The sequence below is a fragment of the Microvirga sp. jy35 genome (genome assembly GCF_056148915.1).
In genome coordinates, this window is record NZ_JBWBEW010000017.1 from 53,100 (window position 1) to 72,637 (window position 19,538).

Genomic DNA, 19,538 nt, shown 5'->3' on the forward strand with positions numbered 1-19,538 from the left:
TGGCAGGAAAGTGACAGACGGAACGTCAGGTCTGGGCTACAAGCTGTGCCACATCCTTCTAACAGACGGACCAAACCAATGAAAAAGATCCTCCTCTCTTCGGTCGCTCTCCTCGGCCTCGCCACCGGCGCAATGGCTGCCGATCTGCCTTCCCGCCGTGCTGCTCCGGCTCCGATTCTTGCTGCTGCTCCGATCTTCACCTGGACCGGCTTCTACGTCGGTGTGAACGCCGGCTACGGCTGGTCGGATGACGACTTCGACTCGGTTGCCCTGGCTGACGACGACAACGACGGTGGCTTCATCGGCGGCGCCCAGGTTGGCTACAACTACCAGATCGGCTCGTTCGTGGTCGGTCTCGAAGGCGACATCCAGTACGCCGACTTCGGCCGTGAAGGCGCTTTCGTGGTTGGCGGCGTCACCTATGACGTCGACAACAGCGACTGGTTCGGCACGGCGCGGGCTCGCGCCGGTGTGGCCTTCGGCCAGGCCCTGATCTACGCCACCGGCGGCTTCGCGTTTGCGGACGACGCCACCGGCTGGACCGTGGGTGGTGGTGTGGAGTACGCCTTCACCAACAACCTGTCGGCCAAGATCGAAGGTCTGTACGTCAACCTCGAGAACGACGACGAGATCCCGGGCTTCGACGGCGAGACCGACTTCGGCGTCATCCGCGCCGGTCTGAACTTCCGCTTCAACACCTTCTAAGACCCGTCTCCCACAGAGACGGTTCAAGGACAGATCAAGGCCCGGGTCTCCACCCGGGCCTTTTTCGTGTCGGATTTGATCTATGGGGTAGAAGTTATCAGCTGAGCAGCCCGCACCTAGTGCCGTGTAGCTTCCGGTAGGTTTGGATTACGTTTCGTAACTGTGTTCTCAGTGTCACAGCATACGGCGTTGATCCAGTGTACAAATCGCCTCTGCGGCTCAGTTTAACGGATCAAATCATGAAGAAGGCTCTGCTCTCCTCCGTGGCCCTGCTCGGCCTCACCACCGGCGCTCTTGCCGCTGACCTGCCATCCCGCGCCGCACCGGCTCCCTTGATCGCCGCTGCCCCGATCTTCACCTGGACCGGCTTCTACGTCGGTGTGCAGGCCGGTTATGTCTGGGGCGACACCTCCGGTACGATAACGACCCCTCTGGCAACATTCCCCCTCAATGCGGACGGCGACTTTGACGGCTTTGCCGGAGGCGCGCATGTCGGCTACAATCTTCAGCTGAGCTCATTCGTCGTTGGCCTTGAGGCTGACATCGAAGCTGCCGGCATCGACGGTGTGTACGGCCGCATCAGCCCCACCACTGGATCGTCCACTCTTGCTGATACCAGCATCGGCGTCCAGGGTTCGTTGCGGGCTCGCCTTGGCTTCGCTTTCGACCGCGCTCTTATCTATGCGACAGGTGGTCTGGCTTTCGCCAATTTCGACTCCGACTTCAGGGCGCTCGACGGCACCACGGGTGCTACGACGTCTGGCAGCTACGACAACACAGAATGGGGCTGGACTCTTGGAGCTGGCGTTGAATACGCCTTCACCAACAATCTGACAGCCCGTGCCGAGTATCGTTACACGCAGTTCAACGACCTCAGCACCGACCTAAGTGCTCTATACACTGGGCGCGTCACGACTGATGCTGAGCTGGAATTCCATACAGTTCGCGTAGGCGTGAGCTACAAGTTCGGCAGCTACTGAAATCAATACATGCTCACAGGATCTCAGGCCCGGCTAAGCCGGGCCTGTTTCGTTTTCAATGCCCAGTCAGGCGGCAAACTGCCGAGCCATTTGGATTCTAGTCGTGGAACTGCTCCTCGACGATGGTCATGCCCTCGAGGATCTGCGGGTCCAAGAGAACCGTTTCGCCATACTGGTGAGATGGCAACAGCCTCTTACGGATGGAATTGTCCGGGACCTCTCCAGGACCAACTGCGGTTCGAAACCTCTGGCACGGGAGCCCACCACGTGAACCGATCTTCCGCTCACTTCGAAATCTAAAAATATGGACTGATACGAAACGTTCTCCTGCGTGGGCATCCCTGGTCCTTCCTCCAGAGGAAGTCCCTGCCGGCACGAAACAAAAAAAGCCGGAGCCCGAAGGCTCCGGCGAAGGCAGGCTGCGGATCCGCAGCCGGGAGGATAAGCGTCCGTTAGACGGAGTAGTACATCTGGAACTCGACCGGGTGCGGGGTCATCTCGAAGCGTGCGACCTCGGCCATCTTCAGCTCGATGAAGCTGTCGATGAAATCGTCGCTGAAGACGCCTCCGGCCTTCAGGAAGCCGCGGTCCTTGTCGAGGCTGGCCAGGGCTTCGCGAAGCGAGCCGCAGACGGTCGGGATCTTCTTCAGCTCGCGCGGAGGCAGATCGTAGAGATCCTTGTCCATGGCCGGGCCGGGATCGATCTTGTTCAGGATGCCGTCGAGGCCGGCCATCATGATCGCCGCAAAGGCGAGATACGGGTTGGCGGTCGGATCGGGGAAGCGGATCTCGACGCGCTTGGCCTTCGGCGAGGTCGTCCACGGAATGCGGCAGGACGCCGAGCGGTTGCGGGCCGAATAGGCCAGCAGCACCGGAGCCTCGTAGCCCGGGACGAGCCGCTTGTAGGAGTTCGTCGACGGATTGGTGAAGGCGTTGAGCGCCTTGGCGTGCTTGATGATGCCGCCGATGTACCACAGGCATTCCTGGGACAGGTCGGCATACTTGTTGCCGGCGAAGAGAGGCTTGCCGCCCTTCCAGAGGGACTGGTGGACGTGCATGCCCGAGCCGTTGTCACCATAGACCGGCTTCGGCATGAAGGTGGCCGTCTTGCCGTAGGACTGGGCGACGTTGTGGATGCAGTACTTGTAGATCTGCATCTCGTCGGCGGTGCGCACGAGGGTGTTGAACTTCGTGCCGAGCTCGTGCTGGGCGGAGGCCACCTCGTGGTGATGCTTCTCGACCGTGACGCCCATGGATTTCATGGCCGCCAGCATCTCGCTGCGCATGTCCTGCGCGGAATCCAGCGGAGGAACCGGGAAGTAGCCGCCCTTGGTGGGGATGCGGTGGCCGAGATTGCCGCCTTCGTAGGGAGTGTCGCCGTTGGTCGGCAGCTCGGCGGAGTCGAGCTTGAAGCCGGTGTTGTAGGGGTCGGCCATGAACTTCACGTCGTCGAAGATGAAGAACTCGGCCTCGGGGCCGACATAGACTGTGTCGGCGATGCCCGTGGACTTGAGATAAGCCTCAGCCTTTTTGGCGATGCCGCGCGGATCGCGGTTGTAGGGCTCCCCGGTGGCAGGCTCGAGAATGTCGCAGTTGATCGACATGGTGGAGGCCGCGAAGAACGGATCCATCTGGGCGGTTGTCGGATCAGGCATGAGAGTCATGTCGGACTCGTTGATCGCCTTCCAGCCGGCGATGGACGAGCCGTCGAACATGACGCCATCGGCGAACAGGTCCTCATCGACCATCGACACGTCGAAGGTCACGTGCTGCCACTTGCCGCGCGGGTCCGTGAAACGGAAGTCGACGTATTGAACGTCGTTATCCTTGATCGCCTTGAGCACATCCTTGGCGGTCTGCATGGTCGTGTGGTCCTCTTCTGCCCTTGAGAGTAGTCCTTGGCCTTCAGGCCCAGGCTTGGAAAAGCGAGCTTAGATCGCGTCGGATCCGGTCTCGCCCGTGCGGATACGAACGGCCTCTTCGACCGTCGAAACGAAAATCTTGCCGTCGCCGATGCGGCCGGTCTGCGCGGCCTTGCGGATAGCCTCGATGGCGGCGTCCGCCATGTCGTCGTTGAGAACGATTTCGAGCTTAACCTTCGGCAGGAAGTCGACCACATACTCGGCGCCGCGATAGAGCTCCGTATGGCCCTTCTGGCGGCCGAAACCCTTGGCCTCGATGACGGTAATGCCTTGCAGGCCGACTTCCTGCAGAGCTTCTTTGACTTCATCGAGCTTGAAGGGCTTGATGATGGCTTCGATCTTCTTCATCCCGTTCAACCGTTCTCTTTCGAGGTTTTGCTGCTTTTAGCACCGGCAGGGAGGAGCCTTCCATGGCCTCGCCGGCTCAATATCGGCCATTTTGCCGCCTTGCTGAGCATCTTCTGATTAAAGTTTGTGCAGTTGCGAAAAACGTGGCCAAATCCACTCAAACCGCTCCATTTTGGTCCCATGACAGCCCCTGAACTCGTTCTGACGCCCTCTGAGATGAAGCAAGCCGATCGGGAGACGATCGAAAGCGGCATTCCGGGAATTGAACTCATGAGGCGCGCCGGTCACGCTGTGGCCGATCATGCCGAAAAATTAGCCGCTCAAGGGGGGAGGGTCATCGTGGCGGCAGGGCCGCGGCAGAATGGCGGCGACGGCTACATTGCGGCAGTCCTTCTGGCCGAGAGGGGCTATCAGGTGAGCCTCGGCCTCTTGGGCGCGCCCGACCGGCTGACGGGGGATGCGGCCGAAGCCGCTAAGGGTTGGACGGGTGAGGTCGGGCGGGTCGAGGATCTTTCCTTCCATCGGGCAGACCTCATCATCGATGCGCTCTTCGGTACCGGTCTCGCCCGCGACCTTGAGGGCTCTGCGCGCCTTGCCGTGGAGCGGATGAATGCATCCGGGCGCCCGATCCTCGCGGTGGACATGCCCTCCGGCATCGACGGCGATACCGGTGAGGTGCGAGGGGTGGCCGTCAAGGCAACCCGGACCGTGACCTTCGCAGCCCGCAAGCCGTGCCATCTGCTGATGCCCGGGCGGGCCTATAGCGGGCCGGTCGAGGTGGCCGATATCGGAATCAGCCGCAAGACGCTGGAAGCCAAGGGCGGCACTCTGTTCGCCAATGGTCCGGGCTTGTGGAATCATGTGCTGCCGAGGCCCGGTCTCTCATCGCATAAGTATGAGCGCGGCCACACCCTCGTCGCATCCGGCGGCGCCACGCGGACTGGTGCCGCTCGGCTGGCGGCGCGGGCTGCGCTTCGGATAGGGGCCGGCCTCGTGACGGTAGCCTCGCCTCCGGAGGCGCTTGGGGTCAATGCGGCCCATCTCACGGCCATCATGCTGCGGGGCTGCGACGGGCCGGAAGGGCTGAACACCATTCTGCAGGACCCGCGCTTCAATGCCCTGGTGCTGGGCCCGGCGCTCGGCATCCACGCGGGCACCCGGGCCATGGTGGCGGTCGCAGTCCATGCCCGGCGCAGTCTCGTGCTCGATGCCGACGCGCTGACGTCGTTCGAGGGGCTCGCCTCCGAGCTGCACGGGGCCTTACGGTATGCCCCGACGGTGCTCACGCCCCACGACGGCGAGTTCAACCGCCTGTTCAAGGGACACCCGGATCTCCTTGATCCTGCATCGAAACTTGAGCGCGTCCGCAGGGCCGCCGCTTATACGGGAGCTGTGGTGCTGCTCAAAGGGGCGGACACGGTCGTCGCCGCGCGGGACGGCCGCGCTGCAATCAACGAGAACGGCACGCCCTACCTGGCCACCGCGGGTTCGGGAGACACCCTCTGCGGCCTCATTGCCGGCCTGATGGCCCAGGGGGTGCCTGCCTTCGAAGCGGCCTGCGCCGGTGTCTGGATCCATGCGGAGGCGGGGGCGAGCTTCGGGCCCGGGCTGATCGCCGAGGATCTGGCGGAGCTGGTGCCGGGAGTGCTGCGGGACCTGCTCAGGTAACCTCGATCCAGGTCCACAGGCCCGCATCGAACCGCTCCAGTACGGTCGACGCCAGAAGCCACTTGCCGGGATTGTCCGCCACGAAGGCAATGCGGACGGTCTTGTTCTCCGGCACCTGGACCGTATCCAGCCAGTAGGGCTCCCAGCCATCGTCGAGAGCATGGAGGAGCCGGACGCTATGGCCGTGCAGATGGAGCGGCTGCATGAGGGCGGTCTGGTTCGTCAGGGTCAGCACGACGGGGCTGCCCCGCTTGACTTTGACGAGTGGGGCGCCGTTCGGCTTTCCCGCGGCTCCATTGATGGTCCATGGGAGGTTTGCTGCCTTCGGGTCCCCCCTGATCACCACGTCCTTGCGGGTGGCGTTCTGCAACTTGATCGTCTCAGGCAGCTTCGTGTTCGCCGGCAGCGGAGCGACGGCAGGCAGGGCCGGGCGCTTCTCGCCGGCGGTTGCAATTTCGAGGAGAGGCAGGCCGTCGCCAATCAAAGCCATCACGGCGCCGGTGGCGCCAGGCTCGGGGGCAAGGTCCATGAGCACGTCGTAGCGGGTGCCGGGCGCGAAGGGCAGGGAGGCTCTCAGCGGCTCGAAGGTGCTGGTCGGCTGCCCGTCGATGGCGATCACATATGCCTTGAGCCCGTCGAAGCGCAGGCGCATGGCGCGGGCATTGCAGGCATTGGCGAGCCGCAGCCGCAGGCGCCCGCCGGGCGGGGCCTCGATCCGTTGCGGCGTCGGCTTGCCGTTCAGGCTGAGCCAGCTCCCGAGCCGGCCGGCGGGGGCATTTTCCGCCGACTTGTTGAAGGGAACGAGCGAGCCATCGTCGGTCAGACTCCAGTCGTCGATCACCAGGGCGAGGTCTTGGTCGACCTGCGGAGGGTTGGCCTCCTCCACGATCAGCAGGCCCGATAGGCCACGCTCCTGAGGCTCGGCGCTGCCGCCGAGCACGCAGGGGCGGATCAGGAAGGTACCGGAATCGGGCGGGGCAAGGCGGTACTCGTAGGACCCGCCGGGCGCCGCCGGCTCCTGAGTCAGTCCGCCGACTCCGTCCATGCCGTTGGGGCCGCGAACCCCATGGAAGTGCAGGGACAGGGGCAGGGCGGTCTCGTTCCGCAGCTTCAACCGCAACTCGGCGCCATGTTTGATCCGTACCGCGGGGGCGAGCTGGCCGCTGAAGGTCCAGGCTTCGACCTCGCCGCTCGCATCCGGGCGGAGCCGCAGCTTGTCCGACTTTGCGGTGAGCTCCTGGACGGAGGAGCCTGCCTCCTGAGCCCAGGCTACCCGGGGGAGCCCGACGAGGGAGGTGGCAAGGCCGGCGGTGAGGGCGCGGCGGGTGATCATGCAGGGGGCTCGCGAATGGCTCGAGGGTGTCGGTACAGGTACAGCTTTGAACGTGAACGGCCAAGTTTGGTTGCCAATTGGCCGCACACGAACTTTTTTGATGCACACTTCCTCAACCATGCTATAGAGCCGCGTCCCGGAAGAGGGGCGCGTTCTCGCGCTGCTCCCGCGCGGGCGTGGCGGAATTGGTAGACGCACTGGATTTAGGTTCCAGCGACGCAAGTTGTGGGGGTTCGAGTCCCTCCGCCCGCACCAATCCCGTCAGGGTTGGATCCGGAGGCTCCGAGCGGCTCAGATGATGGCATGACGCCGCATCGGCCGGAGCCTGGATTTAAGTTTCTTTTCGAGTGGATGAAGGCGAACAGTACCATGCAGGTGACGGAAACACTGTCCCAAGGCTTGAAGCGAGAGTTCAAGGTCGTGCTCCCGGCCACCGAGTTGGAAGAGCGCCTGAACAGCGAATTGTCGACCCTGAAGGACCGGGTTCGGCTCAACGGGTTCCGTCCGGGCAAAGTGCCGGTTGGGCACCTGCGCAAGGTCTATGGCCGCTCCGTCATGGCCGACGTGCTGCAGAACGCCGTCAACGAGGCCAACCGCAAGATCGTCGAGGACAACAGCCTGAAGCTCGCCAACGAGCCCCAGGTCCAGTTCCCCGAGAGCCAGGAAGAGGTCGAGAAGGCCATGGACGCCAAGGGCGATCTGGCCTTCACCGTCGCCCTCGAGGTTCTGCCCGACTTCGAGCTGGCCGACCTGTCGGACGTCGCCGTCACGAAGCCTGTGGCCGAGGTCACCGACACCGAGATCAACGAATCGCTCGAGCGCATGGCCAAGCAGAACCGCTCCTTCGAGACGAAGGACGGCGAAGCGGTTTCCGGCGACCGGGTGGTCGTGGACTTCGTGGGCCGCATCGACGGGACCGAGTTCGAGGGCGGCAACGGTCAGGACATCCGGGTCGAGCTCGGCTCCAACACCTTCATTCCGGGCTTCGAGGACCAGCTCCTAGGCCTCAAGGCGGGCGACACCAAGCTCGTGAAGGTCACCTTCCCGGTGAACTACATGGCCGCTCACCTGGCCGGCAAGGATGCCGAGTTCGACGTGACCGTGAAGGAAGTCGAGGCTCCCGGCGAGCTGAAGATCGACGACGAGATGGCCAAGGGCTTCGGCATGGAGTCCCTGGACAAGCTCAAGGATGCGATCCGCGACGCCATCAAGCGCGACTTCGACGCCCAATCGCGCCGCAAGGTCAAGAAGGACCTCCTCGACTCCCTAGACGCCAAGTACAGCTTCGAGCTGCCGCCGACCCTGGTCGAGCAGGAGTTCACGGCCGTGTGGTCGCAGGTTGTGGGCGACATGAAGTCGAACAACCGGACCTTCGAGGATGAGGAAACCACCGAGGACGAGGCCAAGGCCGAGTACCGCAAGATCGCCGAGCGTCGTGTACGTCTCGGGTTGGTCCTTGCACAGATCGGTGAGAAGTCCGATATCAAGATTTCCGACGACGAGGTGACTCAGGCCCTCATCGAGCGGGTCCGCCAGTACCCCGGCCAGGAGCGCCAGGTTTGGGAGTTCTACCAAAAGAACCCGCAGGCCCTAGCTGAAATCCGGGCTCCTCTGTTCGAAGAGAAGGTCGTCGACCAGATCCTGTCCCAGGTGAAGGTGGACGAGCAGACCGTCTCCAAGGACGTGCTCTTCAGCGACGAGGACGAAGACGGAGAGAAATCCGGCAAGGGCGAGTAACGCTCCCTTAAGCGTCTCGTTGCTTGCATGACATGCACGGCCGCGGATTCGCGCGGCCGAACTGGAGCAGTGAGACAATGAGAGATCCGGTAGCGCTCTTTAACAATACGCTCGTCCCGATGGTGGTTGAGCAGTCGAACCGCGGCGAGCGGGCATTCGACATCTATTCGCGCCTCCTGCGCGAACGGATTATCTTCCTCACGGGCCCCGTCGAAGATTACTCGGCCTCGCTGATCGTGGCGCAGCTTCTGTTCCTCGAGGCCGAGAACCCGAAGAAGGAAATCTCCTTCTACATCAATTCGCCAGGCGGCGTGGTGACCTCGGGTCTGTCGATCTACGACACCATGCAGTTCATCCGCTGCCCGGTCTCGACCCTCTGCGTCGGCCAGGCTGCTTCCATGGGCTCCCTCCTGCTCACCGCAGGGGAGAAGGGCATGCGCTTCGCCCTCCCGAATGCCCGCATCATGGTCCACCAGCCCTCCGGCGGCTACCAGGGCCAGGTCACCGACATCATGATCCATGCCCGCGAGAGCGAGGCCCTCAAGCGCCGGCTGAACGAGATCTACGTCCAGCATACCAGCCAGCCCTACGAGGCCATCGAACGGGCCCTGGAGCGCGACAACTTCATGACCGCCGAGGCTGCCCAGGAGTTCGGCCTGATCGACCAGGTGATCGCCAAGCGTCCCGAGCCGGCAGCCACTCCGGTCTAACCCTTAAATCCTGGGGACAAATTCCTCCAGGGTGCGTCTTTTTGGCGGGCAATTCCGTTTCTATTGATCCCGTGCTCTGCGCGTGATTGCATGTGGATTCGGAACATGTGGCGATTTGATCGTTCAATTCTTAGCGACGGAACCTTTCGTTAGGCCCGTCGCTCATAAACTTAGAAGAAGTACTGGGCCGGAAGGGCCGTCCCGGTGCGGATTGGAGATGTGATAATGACCAAGGCTGGCGGCAACGACTCCAAGAGCACGCTGTACTGCTCCTTTTGCGGCAAAAGCCAGCATGAGGTTCGCAAGCTGATCGCTGGCCCGACGGTTTTCATCTGCGATGAATGCGTCGAGCTCTGCATGGACATCATCCGCGAGGAGTCGAAATCGTCTCTCGTGAAGTCCCGCGACGGGGTTCCGACCCCGAAGGAAATCAGCCGCGTTCTGGACGATTATGTGATCGGCCAGGAGCACGCCAAGAAGGTGCTCTCGGTAGCGGTCCACAACCATTACAAGCGTTTGGCCCACGCGACGAAGCACAACGACGTCGAGCTGGCCAAGTCGAACATCCTGCTGATCGGTCCCACCGGCTCGGGCAAGACCCTGCTGGCCCAGACCCTGGCCCGGATCCTGGACGTGCCCTTCACCATGGCGGACGCCACGACCCTGACCGAGGCGGGCTATGTGGGCGAGGATGTGGAGAACATCATCCTGAAGCTGCTCCAGGCCTCCGACTACAATGTCGAGCGGGCGCAGCGCGGCATCGTCTATATCGACGAGATCGACAAGATCTCCCGCAAGTCGGACAACCCCTCGATCACCCGCGACGTCTCGGGCGAGGGCGTGCAGCAGGCGCTCCTGAAGATCATGGAGGGCACCGTGGCCTCCGTGCCCCCGCAGGGCGGCCGCAAGCATCCCCAGCAGGAGTTCCTGCAGGTCGACACCACGAACATCCTGTTCATCTGCGGCGGCGCCTTCGCGGGCCTCGAGCGGATCATCGCCAGCCGCGGCAAGGGCACGTCCATCGGCTTCGCAGCCTCCGTGAGCTCCCCTGACGACCGCCGGACGGGCGAGATCTTCCGTGAGGTGGAGCCAGAAGATCTGCTGAAGTTCGGCCTCATTCCCGAGTTCGTGGGCCGTCTGCCGGTCCTGGCGACGCTGGAAGACCTCGACGTGGATGCCCTGAAGACCATTCTGCAGGAGCCGAAGAATGCCCTGGTCAAGCAGTACCAGCGCCTCTTCGAGATGGAAAACGTGCAGCTGACCTTCCAGGACGAGGCGCTGACCCTCATCGCCAAGAAGGCCATCGAGCGGAAGACGGGCGCCCGCGGCCTGCGTTCCATCATGGAAGGCATCCTGCTGGAGACCATGTACGACCTGCCGGGGCTCGACTCGGTTGAGCAGGTGGTGATCGGGCCCGAGGTGGTGGAGGGCAAGGCCAAGCCGCTCTTCATCCACGGCGAGCGCAACGATCAGGCCGCCAGCGCCAGCGCCTGACGGCGGCCAGGGGCTCCAGATGAACCCATCCGTTGCGGGCGATCTTCTTGAAAGGAAGGGCCCGCAACGCCACATTATCTCTTGCGCCGGAGCTGTCCGCTCATCTCCCGAGGGAGGGCCCGGCGTACCGGATGCAGCCCATAACAAGAGCCTGAGCAATCCGGTTATCCGTCTGAGGTCCAGCTCATGTGAGGGGATCCCCGGACGCAGTCAAAAGGAAGCCGTCTCATGACACAATCGAAGCCACGTCAGCCTGTTGTTCCAGGCTCGACCGGAACCTATGCGGTTCTGCCTCTGCGCGACATTGTTGTCTTTCCGCACATGATCGTGCCGCTCTTCGTCGGCCGCGAAAAGTCGATCCGCGCGCTTGAGGAGGTGGTCAAAGGAGACCGTCATATCCTTCTGGCAACCCAGATCGATGCGACGGACGACGATCCGGCAACGGATGCGATCTACAAGGTCGGGACCCTGGCCAACGTGCTTCAGCTCCTGAAGCTGCCCGACGGCACCGTGAAGGTGCTGGTCGAGGGCGCGAGCCGGGCCAAGGTGAAGACCTACACCCGCACGGACGAATATTACGAGGCTGAGGCCGAGGCCCTGCCGGACGCGCTCGGTGACCAGGTGGAGGCCGAGGCGCTCGCCCGCTCTGTGGTGTCCGAGTTCGAGAACTACGTGAAGCTCAACAAGAAGGTGTCGCCAGAGGTCGTGACCGCGGTGACCCAGATCGACGAGCCGGCCAAGCTCGCCGATACAATCGCTTCGCACCTGGCCATCAAGATCGCCGACAAGCAGTCGATTCTTGAGACCCCGACCGTCGCTCAGCGCCTGGAGAAGGTGCTCGGCATGATGGAGAGCGAGATCTCGGTTCTCCAGGTCGAGAAGCGCATCCGCACCCGCGTGAAGCGTCAGATGGAGAAGACGCAGCGCGAGTACTACCTCAACGAGCAGATGAAGGCGATCCAGAAGGAGCTCGGCGACGACGAAGGTCGCGACGAGCTGGCCGAGCTCGAGGAGAAGATCGAGAAGACCAAGTTCACGAAGGAAGCCCGCGAGAAGGCGATGGGCGAGCTGAAGAAGCTCCGCCAGATGTCGCCCATGTCTGCGGAAGCGACCGTCGTGCGCAACTATCTCGACTGGCTGCTCGGGATTCCGTGGAACCGCCGCTCGAAGATGAAGAAGGACCTAAAGGCCGCTCAGGATCTGCTCGATTCGGATCACTACGGCCTCGAGAAGGTCAAGGAGCGCATCGTCGAGTACCTGGCCGTGCAGCAGCGCGCCAACAAGCTCACGGGCCCGATCCTCTGCCTCGTCGGTCCTCCCGGCGTCGGCAAGACCTCGCTCGGCAAGTCGATCGCCAAGGCCACGGGCCGCGAGTTCGTGCGCATGTCGCTCGGCGGCGTCCGTGACGAGTCGGAGATCCGCGGTCACCGCCGGACCTATATCGGCTCGATGCCCGGCAAGATCATCCAGTCGATGCGCAAGGCCAAGACGTCCAACCCCCTCATCCTGCTCGACGAGATCGACAAGATGGGCATGGACTTCCGCGGCGACCCGTCGGCGGCCCTGCTCGAGGTTCTCGACCCTGAGCAGAACTCGACCTTCAACGACCATTACCTGGAGGTCGATTACGACCTGTCCAACGTGATGTTCGTGACCACGGCTAACACGCTCAACATTCCCGGCCCGCTTCTCGACCGTATGGAAGTGATCCGCATCGCGGGTTACACGGAGGAGGAGAAGGCCGAGATCGCCCGCACCCACCTGATTCCGTCGTCCATGCAGAAGCATGGCCTGGCGCAGAAGGAGTGGAAGATCGGCGATGAGGCTCTCCTCATGCTGATTCGCCGCTACACCCGCGAAGCGGGCGTGCGTAACCTCGAGCGCGAGCTGGCCAACCTCATCCGCAAGGCCGTGAAGGAGATCCTGATCTCCAAGGTCAAGTCGGTGGAGGTCACGACCGCCAACCTGCCAGACTTCCTCGGACCCCCGCGCTACCGCTACGGCGAGGCCGAGACGGAGGACATGGTCGGCGCGGTCACTGGTCTGGCCTGGACAGAGGTGGGCGGCGAGCTGCTGACCATCGAAGGCATCATGATGCCGGGCAAGGGCAAGATGACCGTCACGGGCAACCTTCGTGACGTCATGAAGGAATCGATCTCGGCTGCGGCATCGTACGTCCGCTCCCGGGCCGTCGATTTCGGCGTCGAGCCGCCCATGTTCGATCGTCGCGACATCCACGTGCACGTGCCGGAGGGTGCGACGCCCAAGGACGGTCCGTCGGCCGGCATTGCCATGGCCACAGCCATCGTGTCCGTCATCACGGGTATCCCGGTCCGTCGCGATATCGCCATGACGGGCGAGGTGACGCTGCGGGGCAGGGTTCTGCCCATCGGCGGCCTGAAGGAAAAGCTCCTTGCGGCTCTGCGCGGCGGCATGAAGAAGGTGTTGATCCCCGAGGAGAACGCCAAGGACTTGGTCGACATCCCGGCAAGCGTGAAGAACGGGCTTGAGATCGTCCCGGTCTCCATGATGGATCAGGTTCTCCACCACGCCCTCGTGCGCACGCCCGAGCCGATCGAGTGGGACGAAGCCTCGGTTCTTAAAGCCCCGAAGCCTGCTGTCGAGGACGACTCGACCGGGGTCGTGGCTCACTAAAACCCTGGCATGACGTAACGATAGGAGCCCCCGGACGCGAGTTCGGGGGCTTCTTTTTGGGAAAATGTGCCAATAAACGGCTGATTTCAGCCACTTCGGGGTTGCTTACGGACAAGCTTTGCGCCAAACGGAGGTCCCTGAAACGGGGACCATTTCCTTTTGCGCCTGCCGTGATCACTGGAGGATAAGACATGAATAAAGGCGAGCTCGTTGCGGCTGTCGCCGACAAGGTGGGCCTTTCGCGCGGCCAGGCTGGTGACGCGATCGACGCCGCCATCGAGGCGATCACCGGCGCTCTGAAGCAGGGCGACGAGGTGAAGATCGTCGGTTTCGGAACATTCGTGGTGACCAACCGCGCCGCCGGCGAGGCGCGCAACCCGCGCACCGGTGAGAAGGTCAAGGTCCCGGCTTCCAAGACACCGAAGTTCCGCGCCGGCGCTGGCCTGAAGGACGCCGTGAACGCGAAGTAATCGCTTTTTTCGCGGTGTTCGGTTGCGATGAGGGCCAACGGCGCTTGCGTTGTTGGCCTTCTGTTTTTATGTCAGGCCTGTCGGGCGGTTAGCTCAGCTGGTAGAGCATCGGTTTTACACACCGCAGGTCGGGGGTTCGATCCCCTCACCGCCCACCATTGTCCTATGATACCCTGCTATTCCTGCGGTGCCTCGTCAGGGCGAGCCGTTTTCATCCTCCGTCAGCCTGTCGAGCACCTTCTCCGGTGCCACATGCTGTTCCAGCTCTTCCAGGGTCGGATCGTCCGCTTCCTTGATGCCCAGATGCACGGCGATGGCTCGGGTCAGAGTCAGAAGCCGCGTGATCTCATGCTCGGACAGAAGGTTGGTCTGAAGATCGAGCTGAGAGCGGCGGTCCGCTTCGGCAGCCGCGCGGTTCTGGCTGATGAGGACGAAGGTGGAGAGAAAGATCGCTTCCACTGACGCAAAGGTCGCGAGGATGACGAAAGTCGGATCGAAGACCGGAACGCCGGGGATGATCCCAAGATTGACTGCAACCCAACCGCCGACCAGGGCAATGTGAACGTAGACGAAAACCATGCTGCCGGTGAAACGGGTGATGGCTTGGGCGATCCGGTCCTGAAGACTGGCTCTTCTCTCTTCCTCCTCACGCTTGAGACGCAAAGCGTCGATGTTCCGCTCCAGCACGGAGGCGAACATGTTCGGCTCAACGGGAGGGGTGCTCGGGCTCTCACGCCGTGCTTTGGATTCGGCAGGCCCCATGGTCTTTGTCACGGAATGTCTCTCCAAGCCTCGTTTCGGCTGGAGTCAAACGGTTGGTCAGCGCAAGAGTTCAGCCAGGAAAGGCTCACCCCATCCATGGGATGGAACGCCGCACCCGATGCATGAAACAATCTGTTTTCCCGAGGGTTGGACAAGATCCCTCCAAGGATTACTCCTGAGACTTGAACCCGCTCCAGCTTCAACTGGAGCGGGCTTTTTCCGTCGTCCGGCGCCTCAGCGCATGGTCTTCTGCATCTCTTCGAGCATGGCGATATGCTCTCGAATATGACCGCGGGCCATCTTGGCGACGTTCATGTGCTCACGGTTCTGCGGGTTGGACTGGAGATAGCGCTCCTGGACCTGCAGCAGGTCGCGGTGGCCCTGCAGCTGTGCTTCCAGGTACATCTTGTCGAATTCGGCGCCCGCCTGCTGGTTCTGCATCTTCTGCATCATGTCGCGGGCGCTGGCATCCATCTGCATAGGCGGCATGGTCGACTGACCCGACTGACCGCTCGCCGATCCTGTCGCGGCGGTTGCTCCAGGATCCATCATGGAGCGCAGGACTTCCGACAGGGTAGTCTGCTCCTGAACCTCGAAGTTGGCGAAGCGCTTGAGGTCGTCGTTGCGGACCTTGTTCATGGCCATGCGGCTGGATTCCAGAGCGACCATGCCAAGCTGCATGGTCTGCTGCATGTGCTGCATGTCGGCCTGGCTTATCTGGCCGGCAGCCCGGTTCATCGGCATGGCGCCCGAGGAGCCCGAGGGCATGGTTGAAGGGGAGCCGCTCGTCTGGGCGAGGGCAGGGGCAACGACTAGTGAGGCGGCCAAGCCGCCGAGAAGGGCGCGACGATCCATAGGTATCTCCTGCTGAACATCCCGGCTCGGCCGCGACACGCTGAGGAAGCGCTCGACTCTGGGCCGCCGTTGGGATGCGAACGCCGCTTGAGTCCGATGGTTTCAGCTGGGCTTTGGCCACTGGAGTTCACAGGATTGTGTGAAACCGCACATCAGAAATGCTGATGCGTAATATTATGTTGTTCATAAAAACCAAGAAGCTGAAGCCAGGGGTATGGGGGCTCAGTCTTCGGCGGTGCTGACATAGCTCGCTGAACGGAGGATGAGAATGGCAAGCATTCGTGTTCAGAGCAGCGGATACGGCTTCGGTACTAGGGGCAATGATAGGATTTACGGCGATGATCGGGTCAATATGATCTACGCCGATGCAGGCAATGACCGCCTCTATGGTGGAGGGGGCAACGATCACCTCGATGGAGAAGCGGGCCGAGATACCCTTACGGGCGGCGCTGGTTACGACGACTTCTACTTCGGGAGCCGGCCTTCGAGGAACGCGGTCGATGTGATTACGGACTACGACAAGAACTACGATGCGATCCTTCTGTCGAACGACATCTTCAAGGGCATTGGCGCCGCAGACAAGTGGATGAAGGCAAGCGCATTCTGGCAGGGCAGCAAGGCTCACGACAGAGACGATCGCATCATCTACAACTCCAAGAACGGGCTGATCTACTACGATCCTGACGGGACAGGCTCCAAGGGAGCTGTCCCCTTCGTGAAAGTGGGAAAAGGATTGAAAATGTCGGCTTCGGACTTCTGGGTAGAAGAGTTTTGACTTTTGGGAGCACAGCGGGGCCAATAAAGCTCCGCTGTGCTCGCCAGAGGCGTGAGCACGATACGGAGTGTTTTTGTGCTCCACTGGAATTTCGGGGTTGCGTGACCGCTCCTAAAAAGTTAGAGCATCCAAGCCTTTCGGCAGTCGGAGCGTAGCGCAGCCCGGTTAGCGCACTAGTCTGGGGGACTAGGGGTCGGAGGTTCAAATCCTCTCGCTCCGACCATTTATCCAAGGGCACGGGACCGGCGCCCTTCGCCTTCTTACCCTCTCTAACAGCAGAGCCTCGCCAGCACGGTTCGACCGAGCCGGGCTACCGCACCAGCGGCGTCCGGGCGAGCCGCACACGGGTCGTTGCATTGCCGCTCACCATGATGCGCGCTGCCTCGAATGAGGGCGGTGCGGTGCGGCCCGCACCATTGCTGAAGCCATAAGGTTCCTGCGGCAGGCCCCTCGAGTCCCGGTCGAGGCTGTTGTTGCCGTTCGTGTCCTGGAAGACCGCGACGGCGTAGGCTCCCTCCGGAACATCCGGGAACACCACTTGGAACTCCGCCGCCGGGGGTTGCACGGTCTGATTGTACCGGCACGATCCGAAATCCAGGGAACCTGAGCAGATGCCGATCAGGACGGGACCCCGGCCGGGACTGGCGCCTTCGACTTGCACGGTCAGCGGGGCCGCCTCCACACCGCTCGTGAGCATGAGAACGGTGATCATTCCGGTGATCGATCGCAGCATCGATAGCGCCTCTCCTGAAACATAAGGGCTTTGTACATCCGACCACGACGAACTTGGCGCTCGTCTTCAAGATTGCGAGAGCCTCCGGCACGTCCGGCGATCACGTGACGGCGTGCTCTTCCCGAAACCGAAATCGGAGCTAGGTTCCTGACGAGAGGCAGCCTGCCCGCAATCCCCCTGTCCCATGGAGGCAGCCATCGCAGCGCGTCATCACCTGTCGAGGATGCCGGAGCCTGCGGCGGCGCATCAGGGATCATCGATCGCGATTCTGGCCGAGGTGCAGGTCCGGTTGGGCGTACGGGAGGTTCTGCAGGGATTGAACCTGCTGCTACGGCAGGGTGAGATCTTCGCCCTGCTCGGGCGCAATGGGACCGGCAAGACGACCCTGATGCGCCTCCTGACCGGCCAGCTCAGGCCGACATCCGGCGAGGTGAGGGTCTTCGGAGGCGATCCCGGCCGGGAGGCAGCGCCGCGGCGGATGATGAGCCTGGTACCGCAGGACATCGCCCTCTACCCGCGCCTGACAGTCCGGGAAAACCTGGAGATCATGGCCGGAATGGCTGGCCTGTCGAAGCGCGAGATCCCCCTGCGGGTTGGCGAGGCCATGGGCCTGGTGCAGGTGGAAGGCCGGCAGCACGATCTGATCGACCACCTTTCCGGCGGGTACAAGCGACGGGCCAACATCGCCGCAGCCCTGCTGACGCGGCCCCGTCTTCTGCTTCTGGACGAGCCCACCGTGGGCGTCGATGTGGACGCCCGGCTGTCGCTGCACCGAACCTTGAGGCGGCTGCGGGATGACGGCACCTCGATTCTGCTCACGACTCACGACCTCGACGAGGCACGGGCCTTGGCGGATCGAATAGGGATTTTGGCATGGGGTAGGATGGCCGAAGAGGGACCTGTCGGCGACATCCTCCATCGCATGTTCGGGGACCGGCGCGAAGTTGTGGTGACATTGAGCCGGGAGCCGGAGGACAGCGTGAAAGGCGTTCTCGAACGGTCAGGGCTCGCGCCCACGGCCAACCCGCTCGAATGGACCTCGTGGTCGACAGGCCTGGAGGGTTTTGCACCCTTGCAGACTGCGCTCCGGCGGCATGGCGTCGATCTGCACGAGATCAGCCTGCGCGAGCCCGGGCTCGAGCATGTTCTGGCTCATGTCGAGGGATGGCGATCATGATCTTCGCGGCGGCGCGGGTCATGTTCCTGACCCTCCTCAGGGATCGCGGCGCGCTGGCCATGGCGTTCGTGCTGCCGCCGCTCATCTTCGTGATCTTCGCCGCAATCTTCTCCTCCGCCGGCGGTGACCAGCTCCGGCTTCATGTGGGTGTCGCCGATTTGGCGCGAACCCCCACCACGTCACAGCTCGTCCAGGTAATCCGTCAGGAGCCGACCCTGCGGGTCACCTACAGCCACGATGCATCGGCAGAGGATGTGCGCAGACTGGTGAAAGATGGCGCCGTCGATCTGGGACTCATCCTCCGGAGCGACCTGAACCAGCGGGGTGCCGGAGCACCCGTTCTCCTCGTGACCCATGAGGCGCGGGCAATTGCCGGTGCGATCATGGCCGGCCACCTGCAGCGGCTGCTCGCGATCCATATGCCGGATGTGGCCTTCGCCCAGGTGCTGGCAGACCTGGAGGCCATCGGGGGCATCACGTCCGAGCAGAGAATCTGGATCGACGAGACGTTCAAGGAGAAGGCGGACGAGACCCGCAGCGACCCGCGCATGCGTGATGCGGGGCTGGTCGCCAGTGAATCGGCCCTGCCACAGACCGCCGGTTGGGCCGTCTCGTATTACGCCGGCGCCGTTGCGGTGATGTTCCTGCTTCTGGCGGCCGTGCAGGGGGCGGTCGGGCTCATCGAGGAACGGCGCCTGGGGGTCTATGACCGTCTGCTGGCAGGACCCGGAGCCGTTGCGGCGATCATCCTGGGAAAGTTTCTGTTCCTCGTCGTTCAGGGAAGCGTGCAGGCGGCGCTGGTCTTTGCCGCGGCGTATCTTCTCTATGGGGTGGATTTCATCTCAACCTTCGGCCCTTGGCTCACCACGACCCTCGCTGTGGCCGCGGCAACTTCCGGCCTTGCCCTGAGCCTGTGCGTCGTCTGCTCCTCGCGCCAGCAGGCACAGGTTCTGTCGACCTTCGTGGTGCTTATCCTTTCGGCCGCCGGCGGCAGCATGGTCCCGCGCTTCTTCCTGCCTCCATGGCTGCAGGAAGCGGGATGGTGGACCCCGAACGCCTGGTCGATCCAGGCCTATTCCTCGGCTCTCACGCCGGGGGCGTCGGTGTCGTCCCTGTGGACCGCCTGGGCCGTTCTCATCGCAATGACGGCGGGGGCGCTGCTCTTCAGCCTGATGGTGTCGCTGCGGCGCCGCTCGATATGAACGCGTGGCGAG

The 19,538-nt window shown here is 62.8% G+C and carries 17 protein-coding genes and 3 tRNA genes; 14 read left to right on the forward strand and 6 right to left on the reverse strand.

All coding sequences use genetic code 11. The annotated features are described in order from the left end of the window. Positions 1-78 precede the first annotated feature (78 nt). Both AC0QTX_RS14420 and AC0QTX_RS14425 read left to right on the forward strand, forming a co-directional pair. Positions 79-705: an outer membrane protein gene (locus AC0QTX_RS14420; RefSeq protein ID WP_474604513.1), complete on the forward strand. Its 627-nt coding sequence runs from the start codon at positions 79-81 to the stop codon at positions 703-705. Positions 706-944: 239 nt separating this feature from the next. Further along, a complete protein-coding gene (locus AC0QTX_RS14425; RefSeq protein ID WP_474604514.1) occupies positions 945-1,685 on the forward strand; it encodes an outer membrane protein in 741 nt (246 codons plus the stop codon). A 452-nt stretch (positions 1,686-2,137) separates the two neighbouring features. On the opposite strand, the gene glnA is transcribed toward AC0QTX_RS14425, so the two are convergent. Beyond that, positions 2,138-3,547 carry a type I glutamate--ammonia ligase gene (gene glnA, locus AC0QTX_RS14430; protein WP_474604515.1) on the reverse strand — a complete coding sequence of 470 codons (1,410 nt, stop codon included), beginning with the start codon at positions 3,545-3,547 and terminating at the stop codon, positions 2,138-2,140. A 69-nt stretch (positions 3,548-3,616) separates the two neighbouring features. Further along, a complete protein-coding gene (locus AC0QTX_RS14435; protein WP_036352735.1) occupies positions 3,617-3,955 on the reverse strand; it encodes a P-II family nitrogen regulator in 339 nt (112 codons plus the stop codon). Between the two features lie 180 nt (positions 3,956-4,135). On the opposite strand from AC0QTX_RS14435, the gene AC0QTX_RS14440 reads away from it, so the two are divergent. After that, positions 4,136-5,623 carry an NAD(P)H-hydrate dehydratase gene (locus tag AC0QTX_RS14440; RefSeq protein WP_474604516.1) on the forward strand — a complete coding sequence of 496 codons (1,488 nt, stop codon included), beginning with the start codon at positions 4,136-4,138 and terminating at the stop codon, positions 5,621-5,623. On the opposite strand, the gene AC0QTX_RS14445 is transcribed toward AC0QTX_RS14440, so the two are convergent. Continuing rightward, positions 5,616-6,956: a multicopper oxidase family protein gene (locus AC0QTX_RS14445; RefSeq protein WP_474604517.1), complete on the reverse strand. Its 1,341-nt coding sequence runs from the start codon at positions 6,954-6,956 to the stop codon at positions 5,616-5,618. The genes AC0QTX_RS14440 and AC0QTX_RS14445 overlap by 8 nt on opposite strands. Before the next feature lie 170 nt (positions 6,957-7,126). Here AC0QTX_RS14445 and AC0QTX_RS14450 point away from each other — a divergent pair. From AC0QTX_RS14450 to AC0QTX_RS14480, 7 genes are all read left to right on the forward strand, one after another. Further along, positions 7,127-7,211 (forward strand) — tRNA-Leu (locus AC0QTX_RS14450). Between the two features lie 114 nt (positions 7,212-7,325). Next, entirely contained in the window at positions 7,326-8,693 is a 1,368-nt protein-coding gene (gene tig, locus AC0QTX_RS14455; RefSeq protein ID WP_474604566.1) for a trigger factor, read from the forward strand. A gap of 77 nt (positions 8,694-8,770) precedes the next feature. Further along, positions 8,771-9,403, forward strand: coding sequence for an ATP-dependent Clp protease proteolytic subunit (locus AC0QTX_RS14460; protein ID WP_329797788.1), 633 nt, complete (start codon positions 8,771-8,773; stop codon positions 9,401-9,403). A gap of 225 nt (positions 9,404-9,628) precedes the next feature. After that, positions 9,629-10,897 (forward strand): ATP-dependent Clp protease ATP-binding subunit ClpX, encoded by a 1,269-nt coding sequence (gene clpX / locus AC0QTX_RS14465; RefSeq protein ID WP_196265508.1) that lies wholly within the window; start codon positions 9,629-9,631, stop codon positions 10,895-10,897. Positions 10,898-11,125: 228 nt separating this feature from the next. Then, on the forward strand, positions 11,126-13,552 hold the full coding sequence (lon, locus tag AC0QTX_RS14470) for an endopeptidase La (protein WP_474604518.1): 2,427 nt from the start codon (positions 11,126-11,128) through the stop codon (positions 13,550-13,552). A 191-nt stretch (positions 13,553-13,743) separates the two neighbouring features. After that, positions 13,744-14,022 (forward strand): HU family DNA-binding protein, encoded by a 279-nt coding sequence (locus AC0QTX_RS14475; RefSeq protein ID WP_036352717.1) that lies wholly within the window; start codon positions 13,744-13,746, stop codon positions 14,020-14,022. A gap of 82 nt (positions 14,023-14,104) precedes the next feature. Then, positions 14,105-14,180: transfer RNA gene (locus AC0QTX_RS14480), tRNA-Val, on the forward strand. 37 nt (positions 14,181-14,217) lie between these two features. Here AC0QTX_RS14480 and AC0QTX_RS14485 read toward each other — a convergent pair. Together AC0QTX_RS14485 and AC0QTX_RS14490 are read right to left on the reverse strand one after the other, a co-directional pair. Further along, positions 14,218-14,784 carry a DUF1003 domain-containing protein gene (locus AC0QTX_RS14485; protein ID WP_474604567.1) on the reverse strand — a complete coding sequence of 189 codons (567 nt, stop codon included), beginning with the start codon at positions 14,782-14,784 and terminating at the stop codon, positions 14,218-14,220. Between the two features lie 234 nt (positions 14,785-15,018). Further along, positions 15,019-15,639: a DUF4142 domain-containing protein gene (locus AC0QTX_RS14490; RefSeq protein WP_474604519.1), complete on the reverse strand. Its 621-nt coding sequence runs from the start codon at positions 15,637-15,639 to the stop codon at positions 15,019-15,021. Positions 15,640-15,907: 268 nt separating this feature from the next. Here AC0QTX_RS14490 and AC0QTX_RS14495 point away from each other — a divergent pair, with 268 nt between their 5' ends. After that, a complete protein-coding gene (locus AC0QTX_RS14495; RefSeq protein WP_474604520.1) occupies positions 15,908-16,414 on the forward strand; it encodes a hypothetical protein in 507 nt (168 codons plus the stop codon). Positions 16,415-16,559: 145 nt separating this feature from the next. Then, positions 16,560-16,637 (forward strand) — tRNA-Pro (locus tag AC0QTX_RS14500). An 87-nt stretch (positions 16,638-16,724) separates the two neighbouring features. Here AC0QTX_RS14500 and AC0QTX_RS14505 read toward each other — a convergent pair. Then, the gene (locus AC0QTX_RS14505; RefSeq protein ID WP_474604521.1) at positions 16,725-17,147 is read right to left on the reverse strand and encodes a DUF2141 domain-containing protein; all 423 of its coding nucleotides are present in this window, start codon (positions 17,145-17,147) and stop codon (positions 16,725-16,727) included. 184 nt (positions 17,148-17,331) lie between these two features. Between AC0QTX_RS14505 and AC0QTX_RS14510 the strand changes: the two genes are divergently transcribed. Both AC0QTX_RS14510 and AC0QTX_RS14515 read left to right on the forward strand, forming a co-directional pair. After that, on the forward strand, positions 17,332-18,324 hold the full coding sequence (locus AC0QTX_RS14510) for an ABC transporter ATP-binding protein (protein WP_474604522.1): 993 nt from the start codon (positions 17,332-17,334) through the stop codon (positions 18,322-18,324). After that, entirely contained in the window at positions 18,321-19,526 is a 1,206-nt protein-coding gene (locus tag AC0QTX_RS14515; RefSeq protein ID WP_474604523.1) for an ABC transporter permease, read from the forward strand. The genes AC0QTX_RS14510 and AC0QTX_RS14515 overlap by 4 nt, the downstream gene beginning before the upstream one ends. Positions 19,527-19,538: the final 12 nt, after the last annotated feature.

Bases quoted from the DNA above. Each gene is read 5' to 3' on its own strand.
- AC0QTX_RS14460 (WP_329797788.1), top strand. From the start codon at position 8,771: ATGAGAGATCCGGTAGCGCTCTTTAACAATACGCTCGTCCCGATGGTG.
- AC0QTX_RS14515 (WP_474604523.1), top strand. From the start codon at position 18,321: ATGATCTTCGCGGCGGCGCGGGTCATGTTCCTGACCCTCCTCAGGGAT.
- tig (WP_474604566.1), top strand. From the start codon at position 7,326: ATGCAGGTGACGGAAACACTGTCCCAAGGCTTGAAGCGAGAGTTCAAG.
- AC0QTX_RS14420 (WP_474604513.1), top strand. From the start codon at position 79: ATGAAAAAGATCCTCCTCTCTTCGGTCGCTCTCCTCGGCCTCGCCACC.
- AC0QTX_RS14445 (WP_474604517.1), bottom strand. From the start codon at position 6,956: ATGATCACCCGCCGCGCCCTCACCGCCGGCCTTGCCACCTCCCTCGTC.
- AC0QTX_RS14495 (WP_474604520.1), top strand. From the start codon at position 15,908: ATGGCAAGCATTCGTGTTCAGAGCAGCGGATACGGCTTCGGTACTAGG.
- AC0QTX_RS14435 (WP_036352735.1), bottom strand. From the start codon at position 3,955: ATGAAGAAGATCGAAGCCATCATCAAGCCCTTCAAGCTCGATGAAGTC.
- AC0QTX_RS14475 (WP_036352717.1), top strand. From the start codon at position 13,744: ATGAATAAAGGCGAGCTCGTTGCGGCTGTCGCCGACAAGGTGGGCCTT.
- glnA (WP_474604515.1), bottom strand. From the start codon at position 3,547: ATGCAGACCGCCAAGGATGTGCTCAAGGCGATCAAGGATAACGACGTT.
- AC0QTX_RS14490 (WP_474604519.1), bottom strand. From the start codon at position 15,639: ATGGATCGTCGCGCCCTTCTCGGCGGCTTGGCCGCCTCACTAGTCGTT.
- clpX (WP_196265508.1), top strand. From the start codon at position 9,629: ATGACCAAGGCTGGCGGCAACGACTCCAAGAGCACGCTGTACTGCTCC.
- AC0QTX_RS14505 (WP_474604521.1), bottom strand. From the start codon at position 17,147: ATGCTGCGATCGATCACCGGAATGATCACCGTTCTCATGCTCACGAGC.
- AC0QTX_RS14425 (WP_474604514.1), top strand. From the start codon at position 945: ATGAAGAAGGCTCTGCTCTCCTCCGTGGCCCTGCTCGGCCTCACCACC.
- AC0QTX_RS14510 (WP_474604522.1), top strand. From the start codon at position 17,332: ATGGAGGCAGCCATCGCAGCGCGTCATCACCTGTCGAGGATGCCGGAG.
- lon (WP_474604518.1), top strand. From the start codon at position 11,126: ATGACACAATCGAAGCCACGTCAGCCTGTTGTTCCAGGCTCGACCGGA.
- AC0QTX_RS14440 (WP_474604516.1), top strand. From the start codon at position 4,136: ATGACAGCCCCTGAACTCGTTCTGACGCCCTCTGAGATGAAGCAAGCC.
- AC0QTX_RS14485 (WP_474604567.1), bottom strand. From the start codon at position 14,784: ATGGGGCCTGCCGAATCCAAAGCACGGCGTGAGAGCCCGAGCACCCCT.